Origin of the sequence: Zhengella mangrovi, assembly GCF_002727065.1 — a bacterium.
Lineage (GTDB): Bacteria > Pseudomonadota > Alphaproteobacteria > Rhizobiales > Rhizobiaceae > Zhengella > Zhengella mangrovi.
In genome coordinates, this window is the sequence record NZ_PDVP01000010.1 from 80,123 (window position 1) to 93,788 (window position 13,666).

13 protein-coding genes are annotated in these 13,666 nt (G+C 66.5%); 9 read left to right on the forward strand and 4 right to left on the reverse strand.

The genetic code is table 11. From position 1 onward, the window contains the following. Positions 1–789 carry a 3-hydroxybutyrate dehydrogenase gene (locus tag CSC94_RS15785; protein ID WP_099307421.1) on the reverse strand — a complete coding sequence of 263 codons (789 nt, stop codon included), beginning with the start codon at positions 787–789 and terminating at the stop codon, positions 1–3. A gap of 189 nt (positions 790–978) precedes the next feature. Here CSC94_RS15785 and ispG point away from each other — a divergent pair, with 189 nt between their 5' ends. Then, on the forward strand, positions 979–2,232 hold the full coding sequence (gene ispG / locus CSC94_RS15790; RefSeq protein WP_099307422.1) for a flavodoxin-dependent (E)-4-hydroxy-3-methylbut-2-enyl-diphosphate synthase: 1,254 nt from the start codon (positions 979–981) through the stop codon (positions 2,230–2,232). A 13-nt stretch (positions 2,233–2,245) separates the two neighbouring features. Next, positions 2,246–3,079 (forward strand): lytic transglycosylase domain-containing protein, encoded by an 834-nt coding sequence (locus tag CSC94_RS15795; protein ID WP_425356530.1) that lies wholly within the window; start codon positions 2,246–2,248, stop codon positions 3,077–3,079. Positions 3,080–3,090: 11 nt separating this feature from the next. Here CSC94_RS15795 and CSC94_RS15800 read toward each other — a convergent pair whose 3' ends face one another. Then, entirely contained in the window at positions 3,091–5,511 is a 2,421-nt protein-coding gene (locus CSC94_RS15800; protein WP_245408380.1) for a response regulator, read from the reverse strand. A gap of 196 nt (positions 5,512–5,707) precedes the next feature. Further along, a complete protein-coding gene (locus tag CSC94_RS15805; RefSeq protein ID WP_099307424.1) occupies positions 5,708–6,619 on the reverse strand; it encodes a polyprenyl synthetase family protein in 912 nt (303 codons plus the stop codon). A 191-nt stretch (positions 6,620–6,810) separates the two neighbouring features. Between CSC94_RS15805 and mtgA the strand changes: the two genes are divergently transcribed. The 4 genes from mtgA to CSC94_RS15825 all read left to right on the forward strand — a co-directional run bounded on the left by mtgA (position 6,811) and on the right by CSC94_RS15825 (position 9,967). Beyond that, on the forward strand, positions 6,811–7,497 hold the full coding sequence (gene mtgA / locus CSC94_RS15810; protein ID WP_245408386.1) for a monofunctional biosynthetic peptidoglycan transglycosylase: 687 nt from the start codon (positions 6,811–6,813) through the stop codon (positions 7,495–7,497). 147 nt (positions 7,498–7,644) lie between these two features. Further along, positions 7,645–7,824, forward strand: a complete 180-nt coding sequence (gene rpmF / locus CSC94_RS15815) for a 50S ribosomal protein L32 (protein WP_099307330.1) — start codon at positions 7,645–7,647, stop codon at positions 7,822–7,824. Positions 7,825–7,967: 143 nt separating this feature from the next. After that, on the forward strand, positions 7,968–8,369 hold the full coding sequence (locus CSC94_RS15820) for a hypothetical protein (RefSeq protein ID WP_099307331.1): 402 nt from the start codon (positions 7,968–7,970) through the stop codon (positions 8,367–8,369). A gap of 11 nt (positions 8,370–8,380) precedes the next feature. Continuing rightward, a complete protein-coding gene (locus CSC94_RS15825; protein WP_165784458.1) occupies positions 8,381–9,967 on the forward strand; it encodes a gamma-glutamyltransferase family protein in 1,587 nt (528 codons plus the stop codon). A gap of 177 nt (positions 9,968–10,144) precedes the next feature. Here CSC94_RS15825 and phaR read toward each other — a convergent pair whose 3' ends face one another. Further along, positions 10,145–10,765 (reverse strand): polyhydroxyalkanoate synthesis repressor PhaR, encoded by a 621-nt coding sequence (phaR, locus tag CSC94_RS15830; RefSeq protein ID WP_099307427.1) that lies wholly within the window; start codon positions 10,763–10,765, stop codon positions 10,145–10,147. Positions 10,766–11,046: 281 nt separating this feature from the next. Between phaR and CSC94_RS15835 the strand changes: the two genes are divergently transcribed. From CSC94_RS15835 to CSC94_RS15845, 3 genes are all read left to right on the forward strand, one after another. Then, positions 11,047–12,225: an acetyl-CoA C-acetyltransferase gene (locus CSC94_RS15835; protein ID WP_425356527.1), complete on the forward strand. Its 1,179-nt coding sequence runs from the start codon at positions 11,047–11,049 to the stop codon at positions 12,223–12,225. 139 nt (positions 12,226–12,364) lie between these two features. After that, positions 12,365–13,087 carry an acetoacetyl-CoA reductase gene (gene phbB, locus CSC94_RS15840; protein WP_099307333.1) on the forward strand — a complete coding sequence of 241 codons (723 nt, stop codon included), beginning with the start codon at positions 12,365–12,367 and terminating at the stop codon, positions 13,085–13,087. A 130-nt stretch (positions 13,088–13,217) separates the two neighbouring features. Beyond that, the gene (locus CSC94_RS15845) at positions 13,218–13,553 is read left to right on the forward strand and encodes a hypothetical protein (RefSeq protein ID WP_099307334.1); all 336 of its coding nucleotides are present in this window, start codon (positions 13,218–13,220) and stop codon (positions 13,551–13,553) included. Positions 13,554–13,666: the final 113 nt, after the last annotated feature.

Below are 13,666 nucleotides of genomic sequence, written 5' to 3' on the forward strand. Positions count from 1 at the left end.
TCAGAGGGCGGTCCAGCCGCCGTCGACGGAAATCGTCGTGCCGGTGATCTGGGCGGCCGCATCGGAACACAGGAAAACCGCGGTGCCGCCGATCTCCTCGACGGTGGCGAATTCCTTGGTCGGCTGGCGTTCGAGGATAACCTTCTCGATCACCTCGTCGCGGCTCATGCCGTGGGCCTTCATCTGGTCCTCGATCTGGCCCTCGACGAGCGGCGTCTTCACGTAGCCGGGGCAGATGGCGTTGCAGGTGACGGCGACGCGGGCCTCGGCCATCTCCAGCGCCACGGTCTTGGTGAGGCCGACGAGGCCGTGCTTGGCCGAGACATAGGCGGACTTGTAGGGCGAGGCGGTCAGGCCATGGGCGGAGGCGATGTTGACGATCCGGCCCCAGCCGGCCGCCTTCATCAGCGGCACGGCGGCGGCGATGGTGTGGAAGGAGGAAGACAGGTTGATGGCGAGGATGGCATCCCATTTCTCCGGCGGGAATTCCTCGATCTTCGCCACGTACTGGATGCCGGCGTTGTTGACGAGGATGTCGACGGTGCCGAACTCGTTGGCGGCCTTCGAGACGAGGGCGCGGCACTGGTCGGGTTTCGACATGTCGGCCTGGATGTAGATGGCCTTGACGCCATGCTCCCTGGCCATGTCGGCGGCAACGGCGTGGTCGGCCGCGCTGTCGGAAAAGGAATTGATGACGATGTTGCAGCCGTTGGCGGCCAGCGCGTGGGCGACGCCCATGCCAATGCCGGAAGTGGAGCCGGTGATGACGGCAGTGCGTGGCGTGGACATGGTGAACTCCCGAACCTTGTTGCGATGCAAAAGAAGATTGTTGCAGTGCAGGGAAAGGTCAACCAGAAGCCGCATTAAATTTGCGTCATCTTCGCCGCGCAGGATAGCCGCCGCATCGGCAGGCCGTTGACAATCCGGCCTTTGGCCGCCACATCGGGCAGCAAAGCCCATCAGACCGGCAGGATCGCCATGACGCAGTATTTCTCGGCTCCGTTTCCGCGCAAGACCACCGTTGGCGTGCGTGTCGGCGACGTGATGGTGGGCGGCCACGCGCCGGTGGTGGTGCAATCGATGACCAATACGGACACGGCCGATGCCGATGCGACGGTGGCCCAGGTCGCCGCGCTGGCGAGGGCCGGCTCGGAGATCGTCCGCATCACCGTCGACCGCGACGAGGCGGCCGCCCAGGTGCCGCGGATCCGCGAGCGGCTCGACCGGCTGGGCATCTCGGTGCCGCTGGTCGGCGATTTCCACTACATCGGACACAAGCTGCTGAAGGAGCACCCGGCCTGTGCCGAGGCGCTGGCGAAATACCGGATCAACCCGGGCAACGTGGGCTTCAAGGACAAGAAGGACCGGCAGTTCGCGGCCATCGTCGAGACTGCCATCCGGCACGACAAGCCGGTGCGGATCGGCGTCAACTGGGGGTCGCTGGACCAGGAACTGCTGACCCGGCTGATGGACGACAACCACGCCAGGGGCGCGCCGCTGACCGCGGTGGAAGTGATGCGCGAGGCGATCGTGCAGTCGGCGCTCCTGTCGGCGGACCTTGCCGAGGAGATCGGGCTTGGCCGCGACAAGATCATCCTGTCGGCCAAGGTGTCGCAGGTGCAGGACCTGATCGCCGTCTACACCATGCTGGCGTCGCGCTCGGACCACGCGCTGCATCTCGGCCTGACCGAGGCCGGCATGGGATCGAAAGGCATCGTCGCCTCGTCGGCGGCGATGGGCATCCTGCTGCAGCAGGGAATCGGCGACACCATCCGCATCTCGTTGACCCCGGAGCCGGGCGGCGACCGGACGCGCGAGGTGCAGGTGGCGCAGGAACTGCTGCAGACCATGGGCTTCCGCCAGTTCGTGCCGATCGTGGCGGCCTGCCCGGGCTGCGGCCGGACGACTTCGACCGTGTTCCAGGAACTGGCGCAGACCATCCAGGAGGACCTGCGCGCCAACATGCCGGTCTGGCGCGAGAAGTATCCGGGCGTCGAGGCCCTGTCGGTGGCCGTGATGGGCTGTATCGTCAACGGGCCGGGCGAGAGCAAGCATGCCGACATCGGCATCTCGCTGCCGGGAACCGGCGAGATGCCGGCGGCCCCCGTCTTCGTCGACGGCAAGAAGGTGGCCACGCTGCGCGGCGCCAACATCGCCGGGGAATTCCAGGTCATGGTGGCCGATTACATCGAGCGGCGCTTCGGGCGCGGGAGCCATGCGGCCGCGGAATGACGCCATCGCGGCGATGATCGCCACGCTGCTGGCCGGACCGGCGGCGGCCGAGGACAAGGCCGATCCGCCGGCGCCCGACCCGAAGGCGCATCTCGACACGGTCTGCACGCTGATCCGCGACAGCGCCGACACGCACGGACTGCCGCGTGATTTTCTTGCCCGGCTGATCTGGAAGGAAAGCCGTTTCGATGCAGAGGCCGTCAGCCCCGTCGGGGCGGAAGGCATTGCGCAGTTCATGCCGGGAACGGCGAAACAGCGCGGGCTTGCCGACAGTTTCGACATGACGCAGGCCATTCCCGCCTCGGCGGCCTACCTGGCGGAAATGAAGACCACCTACGGCAACCTCGGGCGCGCGGCAATCGGCTACAATGCCGGGGAGGGCCGCCTGAACCGCTGGATCGCCAAGGGCGGTTTCCTGCCGCTGGAGACGGAGGACTACGTGCTCTCGATCCTCGGGGAACCGGCCGACAATTTCGCCGATGCCACGCATGCGGCGACGATCCGTCCGCTGGACGAGAAACTCGGTTTCGACGCGGCATGCCGCAAGCTGCCGGTGATCGCGGCGGCGACGATCCCGATGGCGCGCGTGCACACGCTGCCGTGGGGCGTGCAGGTGGCCGGCAATTTCCGCCGGTCGGCAGCCATCCGGCAATGGCAGCGGCTGCAAGGCCGTTTCGCCTCGCTGCTCAAGGGGCACAAGCCGGTGGTGAGCCGGGTGCGAACGCCCATCGGGCGGCGCGGCATCTACGCGGTGCGGATCGGCGCGGACAAACGCGCCAATGCCGAACTGATCTGCCGCAAGCTGCGGGCGGCGGGCGGCTCCTGCCTCGTCATGCGCAACCGCTGAGGCGCGCCGGGTCACGCGGCCTGGGCGCCGGCCCTCCTGAGCCACTTTGCGATCTTTTCCGACAGCTTGTCCGGCGAGACGGGCTTGGAGAGGTAATCGTCCATCCCCGCCTCGATGCAGCGCTCGCGGTCACCCTTCAGGGCGTGGGCTGTGACGCCGATGATCGGCGTGTGGCTTCCGGCCGTCGCGTCGGCCTGGCGGATGAACGCCGTGGCCTCGAGCCCGTTCATCTCCGGCATGGACACGTCCATGACGATCAGCGCGGGCTTGTGGGTACGATGGGCCTCCACCGCGAGCCGCCCGTTGCCGACGATCTTGAAGGTCACGCCGAGGCCGGTGAGAATCTGCGAGAAGACGATCTGGTTGACCTCGTTGTCCTCGGCGACAAGGATATCGATGGATGCCGGCTTGCCGCCGGCAAAGCGCATTTCACGCGGCTTCGCCGGTTCCTGCGCCGGGCGTTCCGGGGTGTCTTGCGTTGCCACGGAAGGGCTGGCGCTCTCCGCGCCTGCATTTTGCGCCCGGAGCGGTGCGGACCTGGCGACCTGCAGCGATTCCACCAGCGTCTCGAGGAGAAGCGACGAGCGGGCCGGCTTGGTCAGTTGCGCGGTGATGCCATGGTTGAGGATCATGCGGCTGACATCCGCATGGTCGACGGAGGTCAGCATGATGACCGGGATGTCGGCACCCGACGGCCGCTTCCGCATCTCGCGCAGGACGTCCTCTCCGTTCATGCCCGGCATCTGGTAGTCGAGGATGACGCAATCGATCTTCATGCCCAGTTCGGTGGCGCGGTCGATGAAGGCGAGGCCGACGGCCCCGCTCTCCGCGGCGGCGCTCTCGAAATCCCACGAGGTCAGCTGCTCGGTGAGGATGGAGCGGTTGACCGGGTTGTCGTCGATGATGAGCACGCGTGCGCCGGAAACATCGACCGGCAGGCTGCGCGCTCCGCTGCCGGTCTCCGTCACCGGCATTGGCACCGTGAACCAGAAGGTGGAGCCTTCGCCATAGGTCGATTCGACGCCGATCTCGCCGCCCATCAGGTCGATCAGGCGGGAGGCAATGGCGAGGCCGAGACCGGTGCCTTCATGGCGGCGGGTGGAGGAGCCATCGACCTGGGCAAACTTGTCGAAGACAGCCTGCAGCTTGTCCCGGGGAATGCCGACCCCGGTATCCTCGACCGAGATGCGGACATGGGCGATGCCGTCACGGGTTTCGCCGGTGACATCGACCAGCACGTGGCCAGCCTCGGTGAACTTGACCGCGTTGCCGAGGAGGTTCGTGACGATCTGGCGGAAGCGGCCGACATCGCCGAACAGGACGGCGGGAAGCCCGGGATCGATGCGCACGATCAGTTCCAGGTCCTTCTCGGCCACCTTGGCGGACACCAGCGTGGCGACATCCTCCACGGCCTCCCCGATGCGGAAGGGGGCCGGGTCGAGTTCCAGCTGGCCGGCGTCGATCTTCGAGAAGTCGAGGATGTCGTTGATGATCGTCAGCAGCGCGTTGCCCGACTTGACGATGATGTCGGTGAAGGTCTTCTGGCGGGCATTCAGGCTGGTCTTGGCCAGCAGTTCGGCCATGCCGAGCACGCCGTTCATGGGCGTGCGGATCTCGTGGCTCATGTTGGCCAGGAATTCGGACTTGGCCCGGTCGGCGGCCTGGGCGGCCTCGCGCGCCGTCTCGGCATCGTTGCGGGACCGCTCCAGCTTTTCCTGGGCATCGATGACGGCGGCCTCCAGCGGCATCAGGATGGCGAGGCCGATGATCAGGCAGGAAATGCAGATGAAGCCCGCGGTCATCAGCATGGCATAGCGCAAGCCGTCCTGGGCGGAGATGACCTCCTCGCCGAGTTGCCTGTTGACCGTGGCCAGTCCCGGTCTCAGCTGGTCGGTTGCAAGATGGCGAACCTGGTTGAAGGTGCGCGTTGCCGCCGGTGCCGAGAGATCGCGGTAGAGCCCGATGCGATTGGCCTGCGAGATGATGGTCTCCAGCGAATCCTTCAGCCGGAAACCCGACTTCTCGCCATACCATATCGAGCGAAGGGCCGACGGCATGCGCAGGCCGGCCAGCGGCGACTGGAGGATCTCCTGGCCGCCCTGTTCCAGCGTGAGACGCTGGCTTTCGTTCATCGTGATGTCGTCGTTCTCGGTCCGCGCAATGGTGCTGAAGGCTCGCTCCAGGCGGGTCAGCGACTCGTCGAGCCGGGTCTGGATGTCCCTGATCGCATGTTCCCTGTCGGCCTTCGCCTTGAACCGGTAGACCGGGTCCTTGCGCACGGAATCGATCTGGCCGATCTGGTAGAGAAGCAGTTCCGTCGCATTGGCCGCTTCCGAGATGACGGCGTTGAACTGGGCCGACCGCTTGGTGATCTCCGTGTTCAGGTAGACATAGCTGGTGCCCCCGATCACGCAGGCGATCATCAATGCCATGGCGAGCAGAATCCGGGTGCGCAGATAGGCTCGGGTGAGAACTTTGGACATAAGGGGGCCTTAACGATGAAGGTCGTTTGTCCCACGATCCGTAAATAGGATTAAATTGCGCTTAATTCTGCGAAAATTCGACGCATCCCGGTGTGCGGAAGGCGCCGTTGCGCGGATGCGGGACGGGGCGGTTTCCGGTGGCCCGTCAGCGGTCCCGGGCCGCGACGAAGCGGGCGGCCTCGACGAGCATCGATGCCCGTTCCCCATAGGGAGCCAGCAGGTCGCAGGCCTCGCCGACGAGGGCCTGGAGCTGGCGGCGGGTCCAGGCCTCGCCATGCAGGCCGGCCAGGGTCGCCTTGCCGGCACCGGCATCCTTGCCGGTCGCCTTGCCCATGGTTTCGGTATCGGCGGTCAGGTCCAGAAGGTCGTCGGCGAGCTGGAATGCCAGGCCAATGGCCGAGCCGAAGGCAGCCATCCGGTCGGCATCGGCGGAGGGCGCTCCGGCGGCGAGCGCGCCCGCCTCGCAGGCAAAGCGGATCAGCGCGCCGGTCTTCATCGCCTGCAGGCGGATGATGCCTTCCTCGTCCGGGCGCTCGCGGGCGGCGTCGAGATCAAGTGCCTGGCCACCGGCCATGCCGCCCGGGCCGGCGGCGCGGGCAAGCTTCAGCACCAGCGCGGTCCTCGTCGCGTCGGGAAGGTCGGTGGCCGGGTCGGCGAGGATGTCGAAGGCGAAGGTGAGCAGGCTGTCGCCCGCCAGGATGGCGGTCGCTTCGTCGAAGGCCTTGTGAACCGTGGGAATGCCGCGGCGCAGGTCATCGTCATCCATGGCCGGGAGGTCGTCATGGATCAGCGAGTAGCAGTGGACGCATTCCAGTGCCGCCGCGGTGCGCATGACGGCGTCTCCGGTGCTGCCGAACAAGCGGGCGCTCTCGATGACCAGGAAGGGACGCAGGCGCTTGCCGCCATTGAGCGCGCCGTGGCGCATGGCCGCCATGAGGTGGCCGGGGCGGACGATCTCGCCATCCAGCGGACGGGTGTCCAGCAGATCGCCGAGCAGGCGCCCGATGGCTTCGGCATGCTGGGACAGGGCGGTCGGGAAATCGGGCGTCTCGGTCATGAAGAAGCGCATGCGCCGAAATCTCCGCAGGGTCAAGCGTGCGCGGTTCCAAGCCCTGCATTGCGGCAGGAAGCCGTGCGGGTTATGTCGGAAGGATCGATCCGGGACACAAGCTCGTGGCAGCCAAGACAAGCAACCGCAAGAAGACAAAGGCCGCCGCGAAGCCGGCTGCCAAGCCGGCCGCCAAGCCGGTGCGGCGATGGCGCCGGTGGGGCCTGCGCGCGCTGCTCGCCGCCGTCGCGGTCGCAGTGCTGCCGGTGCTGCTGACGCTGATCTACCTGCTGCCCTTCGTGCATCCCGTCTCGACGCTGATGATCGGCGACCTTGCCAAGCTGAAGTCCTACGAGCGGCAATGGGTGGAACTGGAAGATGTCGCGCCGGTCCTGGTCCACTCGGTGATCATGTCGGAGGACGGCCAGTTCTGCGGGCATTACGGTGTGGATTTCGCCGAGTTGAACAAGGTGATCGACGATGCGCTGGATGGCGAGGAGGTGAGGGGGGCCTCGACCATCACCATGCAGGTGGTCAAGAACCTGTTTCTCTGGCCGGGCCGGTCCTATGTCCGCAAGGCGCTGGAGATCCCGATGGCGATCATGTTCGACGCGATCGTGCCAAAGTGGCGGATCATGGAGATCTATCTCAACATCGCGGAACTGGGAGACGGCATCTACGGCGTGGAAGCCGCGTCGCAGAAGCAGTTCGGTCGCAGTGCCGCGAAGCTCTCGGCGCGGCAGGCGGCGCTGCTGACCGCCTCGCTGCCGAACCCCTATGTCCGCATTCCGTCCAAGCCGTCGCGGGCGATGCAGCGTGTCGCCCGGGTGATCGAACGGCGGGCGCGCAAGGCGGGCGGCTACGTGGGCTGCGTGGCGACCGATTGACCGGACAGCACTTTTTTTGGCGCCAGCGCTGGTCAAACGGCTTGCGGGCGTGTATAGGCGGCGCGGATTTCAGGAGTCTCAAGCCGGACCGCCGCTCCGCCGGGGCGTGATGCGGCTGGCCTGTCTGCCTTATACCGGAGTAGAACAATGGCTGTACCGAAAAGAAAAGTGTCGCCGTCCAAGCGCGGCATGCGTCGCTCCGCCGATGCGCTCAAGAACCCGACCTACGTCGAGGACAAGAATTCCGGCGAACTGCGCCGTCCGCACCATGTCGATCTGAAGACCGGCATGTACCGCGGCCGCCAGGTTCTGGAAGCCAAGGAATAATCGACGGCGCCTTGCGGCGTTGAAGCGATTTCGAACCGGCTGCCCCTGGGCGGCCGGTTTTCGTTTGCCTGCTTGCGGCTTGACGCGGACGGGCGGGCACACCACCATCCGCGCACCGCGAATCCCCCTGGAGGACACCTGCCGTGCTCGGTCTCATTCCCCTGCTCATCATCCCGTTCCTGATCTACAATCTCGGCCTGGCCGGTGTTTTCGGGGCGGCGGATGCGCCGTTTTCCGGCAGCGTCTTCTCGATGCACATGATGTCGGGCGGGGTCTTCACGATGACCGTCTCCGACCTCATCATGGTGATCGCGCTGCTGCTGCTGTTCTTCGAGATCCTCAAGGCGACCCGGACGAACAATTCCTCGGTGATCGACCACCTGCTGTCGACCTTCGTCTTCGTCGCCTACCTGGTGGAGTTTCTGCTGGTTCAGGGCGCCTCGACGTCGCTGTTCTTCCTGCTGATGGTGATCGCGCTGGTCGACGTGCTGGCCGGCTTCTCCGTCTCGCTGCGCGCGGCCGGCCGCGACGTCACCTTCGGCTAGGGCTTCCGGACATGCGGACATTCGAACTGCCCGGGCGGTCGCGGGTCATCGCCGAGAACGGCATGGCCGCCACGTCGCATCCGCTGGCCACCGTCGTGGCGCTCGACGTGCTGAAGGACGGCGGCAACGCGGTGGACGCCGCCATCGCGGCCTCGGCTGTGCTGGCGGTTGTCGAGCCGCAGATGACAGGAATCGGCGGCGACTGTTTCGCCATCGTCGCGGAGCCGGACGGCAGCGTCTACGGGCTCAACGGCTCCGGCCGGGCCGCGGCGTCGGCGGACGCGGCGAAGCTTCGCGATCTCGGCCACGAGCGGATGCCTCAGACAGGCGGGCTGTCGATCACGGTGCCGGGCGCCGTCAAGGCGTGGGAAGCGCTGGCAGACCGGTTCGGAACGCGCGGGCTCGGCGCCCTGCTATGGCCGGCGATCGGCTATGCCGAGGCCGGGTTCGCCATCCACGAGCGGGTCGCGTGGGACTGGGCGGGCCTTGCCGCGGGGCTGGCGCGTGACGAGGGCGCGGCACGGCACTGCCTCATCGACGGGCGGGCGCCGGTGACGGGGGAGCGGTTCGCTTTCCCGGCGCTGGCGAAGACGCTGCGGGCCATCGCGGCGGGCGGTTCACGGGCCTTCTACGAGGGCGCCATCGGCGAGGAGATCGCCGCCACGGTGCGCAAGGCGGGCGGGTTCATGGACGCGGGCGACCTGGCGGCTGTCGAAGCCGACTGGGTGGCGCCGGTCGCGACGCGCTACGGCGGGCACGACGTGCTGGAAATCCCGCCCAACGGCCAGGGCATCGTGGCGCTGGTGATCCTGAACATCCTCGACGTCCTGGGGGCGGGCAAGCTGCCGCCGGACAGCGCCGAGCGCTTCCACGTCGAGATCGAGGCCGCGCGGCTGGCCTATGCCGTGCGCGATCTTCTGGTCGCAGACCCGGCGAGCATGACGGCGACGACCGCCCAGATCCTGGCACGGTCGCATGCCGAGGCGCTGGCGGCGCGCATCGACCCGGCGCGGCGGGCTGGCGACATCGTGCTGCCCGTCCTGCCGGACGCCGATACCGTCTACCTGACCGTGGTCGACCGCGACCGGCGGGCCGTCTCCTTCATCAATTCCATCTATTCCGGGTTCGGATCGCAGGTGGTGACGCCGGAAAGCGGGGTCGTGCTGCAGAACCGAGGCGGCTGTTTCAGCCTCCAGCCCGGCCATCCGAACGAGCTGACGGGCGGCAAGCGGCCGATGCACACGATCATCCCGGCGATGGCGATGAAGGACGGGCAGGCCGCGGTCAGCTTCGGCGTCATGGGCGGCGCCTACCAGCCGATGGGCCATGCGCACGTGTTTTCCAACCTCGTCGATCACGGCATGGATGTCCAGGCAGCCATCGATCACCCGCGCCTGTTCTGGGACGAGACGGGAACGCTTCGCCACGAGGCCCACGTGCCGCAGGAAACGCTGCGCGGCCTCGTCGCGCGGGGGCACGCCGTGGCGCCAACGGCAAAGGCCTGGGGCGGAGCGCAGGCGATCCTGATCAACCGCGCCACGGGTTTCCTGGAAGCCGGGTCCGATTCGCGCAAGGACGGCATGGCGGCCGGCTGGTAGCGCCACGGAGCCTCTTCTTCCGGCTGATCCGCGGATCTGCGAGCCGGTGAACCGGCGGGATCCGGACCGGTTGGCGGACCATACGGCGCGGCGAAGGCCGATGTGCAATGCAAGAAAAAGCCCCGGCGTCTGATATATCAGGCGCCGGGGCTTTGTTGTTCCGCTTGGGAGCCGGGGTCAGGACATGGCGTCGAGCTTGCGCTGCATGGCAGCAATCTGTTCCTTCAGTTCGGACAGGTTGGCCTCTTCTTCCTTGCTTTTGGCCGCCGGTTTCTCGTCGCCTGGCGCGGCATCCTTGCCCTGCGCGCCGCCCTGCATGGCGCTGAAGGGCGAGAACATGCGCATGGCGTTCTGGAACACTTCCATGTTGCGCCGGGTCTGTTCCTCCAGCACCTTCATGGTGGGGTTGTCGATCATCGAACCCATCGGCGTATTGCCAAGGGCGTCCTTCATCTGTGCGCGCAGGCGCTCCTGTTCCTTGGTGAAGGCCGACATCGACTGTTCGAGAAAGCTGGGAACGATCATCTGCATCTGGTCGCCGTAGAAGGCAATCAGCTGGCGCAGAAAGGGAATCGGCAGCATGGACTGACCGGTCTTGTTTTCCAGCTCGAAGATGATCTGGGTCAGGACCGTGTGGGTGATGTCCTCACCGGTCTTGGCGTCCTGAACGGTGAATTCCTCGCCCTTCTTCACCATCTCGGAGAGGTCTTCCAGCGTCACGTAGGTGCTGGTGCCGGTGTTGTAGAGCCGCCGGTTTGCGTATTTCTTGATCACCACCGGATCGTTCTTGTTCGCCATGTCCGCCTCCCTGGTTCGAACCGGTTGCCTGTCGGCCGGATAGGCCACCATGCTGCGCAGCATATTCGCAAAAGTCATGAGTTTCCAAGCGAATTGTGCACTGCATTGCGTGAAGTGCTAATTCAGCGCACCGTGCCGTCACCCTGTCATATTGCGTTGCGATAAGCCCGGCACCCGCCCGGCTTGGCCCAAATCCGCCCAAGGTCCTGTTTGACTTTGACGCGCGGAGGGGCAAACGTGACGGCACCTGTCCAGCTCCAGCTTCAAGGGAGAGAACCATCATGTCAAAATCGGTTGTCGTCGCCAGCGCGGCACGCACGCCCGTCGGATCCTTCAACGGTTCGTTCGCCAACACCCCTGCCCACGTCCTCGGCTCGGTCGCCATCGCGGGCGCCCTCGAACGGGCCGGCGTTGACCCGAAGGAAGTCAACGAGGTGATCATGGGGCAGATCCTGTCTGCCGGCGAAGGCCAGAACCCGGCCCGCCAGGCCGCCATGGCCGCCGGCATTCCGCAGGAGGCAACCTCCTGGGGCCTCAACCAGCTGTGCGGCTCGGGCCTGCGCGCCATCGCCGTTGGCATGCAGCAGATCGCGCTCGGCGATGCCGACGTGATCGTGGCGGGCGGCCAGGAGAGCATGTCGATGGCGCCGCACTGCGCGCACCTGCGCTCCGGCGTGAAGATGGGCGACATGAAGATGATCGACACGATGATCCGTGACGGCCTGACCGACGCCTTCTACGGCTACCACATGGGCAACACGGCGGAGAACGTGGCGCGCCAGTGGCAGCTTACCCGCGACGACCAGGATTCCTTTGCCGTGGCCTCGCAGAACAAGGCGGAAGCCGCGCAGAAGGCCGGCCGGTTCAAGGACGAGATCGTTCCCGTCACCCTGAAGACCCGAAAGGGCGACGTGGTTGTGTCGGACGACGAGTACATCAAGCACGGCGTGACGATGGACAGCGTGGCCAAGCTGCGCCCGGCCTTCGACAAGGAAGGCTCGGTGACGGCGGCCAACGCGTCGGGCATCAACGACGGCGCCGCGGCGGCCGTGCTGATGACCGAGGACGAGGCTTCGCGCCGCGGCATTACCCCGCTGCTGCGCATCGTTTCCTGGGCGACCGCCGGCGTCGATCCGCAGATCATGGGCACCGGGCCGATCCCGGCGTCGCGCCGCGCGCTGGAAAAGGCCGGCTGGACGGTCGACGATCTCGACCTGGTGGAAGCCAACGAGGCCTTCGCCGCGCAGGCCTGTGCGGTCAACAAGGACATGGGCTGGAACCCGGACATCGTCAACGTGAACGGCGGCGCCATCGCCATCGGCCACCCGATCGGCGCATCGGGCGCGCGCATCTTCAACACGCTGGCCTTCGAGATGAAGCGCCGCGGCGCGAAGAAGGGCCTGGCCACGCTGTGCATCGGCGGCGGCATGGGCGTGGCCATGTGCTTCGAAGCGATGTGAGACAGATCAACGGCAACGAGCAGACAGAGACTGGCGGACGGGGATGGCAGCGCGGCGAAGGGAATTCATGGGCGCAAGCCCGCGTAACCCTTCAACAACCCGCTTTCCCGGTCCGTCCCATCAAGGGGAGGAGGAAATCATGTCCAAGGTAGCAATCGTCACGGGCGGATCGCGCGGCATCGGCGCATCCATTTCCGTCGCACTCAAGGAAGCCGGCTACACGGTGGCCGCCAACTACGCCGGCAATGACGAAGCGGCGGCGAAGTTCACCAAGGAAACCGGCATCAAGACCTACAAGTGGTCGGTCGCCGACTACGAAGCCTGCAAGGCCGGCATTGCCCAGATCGAGGCAGACCTCGGCCCGGTGGCGGTGCTCATCAACAATGCCGGCATCACGCGCGATTCGATGTTCCACCGCATGACGCCGGAGCAGTGGAAAGAGGTGATCGACACCAACCTGACCGGCGTCTTCAACATGACGCACAACGTCTGGGGCGGCATGCGCGACCGCAAGTTCGGCCGCGTGGTCACGATCTCCTCGATCAACGGCCAGAAGGGCCAGGCGGGCCAGGCCAACTATTCGGCTGCGAAGGCCGGCGATATCGGCTTTACACGCGCGCTGGCGCAGGAAGGCGCGCGTGCCGGCATCACGGTCAACGTCGTGGCGCCGGGCTATATCGCCACCGACATGGTGATGGCGGTGCCGGAGAAGGTGCGCGAGAGCATCATCAGCCAGATCCCGGTCGGCCGTCTGGGCGAGCCGGAAGAGATCGCGCGTTGCGTGGTCTTCCTGGCGTCCGACGAGGCCGGCTTCATCACCGGTTCGACCATCTCGGCCAACGGCGGGCAGTATTTCTCTTAAGAAGAAACAGCCTTCGGCATCAGTGGCGGGCGTCCTCGGGCGCCCGCTTCCTTTTGCGGGTCCGCCGGGCCTTCATGCCGGCGCTGCGTGACGCTATGCTCTCCCGGTCACACAAGGGAGTTCGCAATCCATGATATCCCGCTTCACAACGGCTTCGACCTGCCTGCTGCTCCTGCTGGCCGGTGTCTCCCCGGCCCTGGCCGACCGGATCGACGGCGACTGGTGTTCGCCCGGGGGCAAGCACCTGCGCATCGACGGCCCGGCGATCACCATTCCGTCCGGCGCCGACATCATCGGCGACTACAGCCGGCACCGGTTCCGCTACGAGGGGCCGGCGGGCGACCCGGAAGAAGGCCAGGTGGTTGAGATGCAGCAGCTCTCCGAGGAAGCCATGGACCTCGTCCGCACCATCGACGGCAAGGCCGGGGCGCCCGAACGCTGGAGCCGGTGCCAGGCGGTCAGCTAGGGCGGGCGACCGGGCCCGCCGCGCATTCCATCGGCCCTGGCGGGAACAAACCCGGAATCGGCGCGAGTCAGCGATTCGTTCCAGTCCCGTTCCAGACTCGTTCCGGGGGTAGC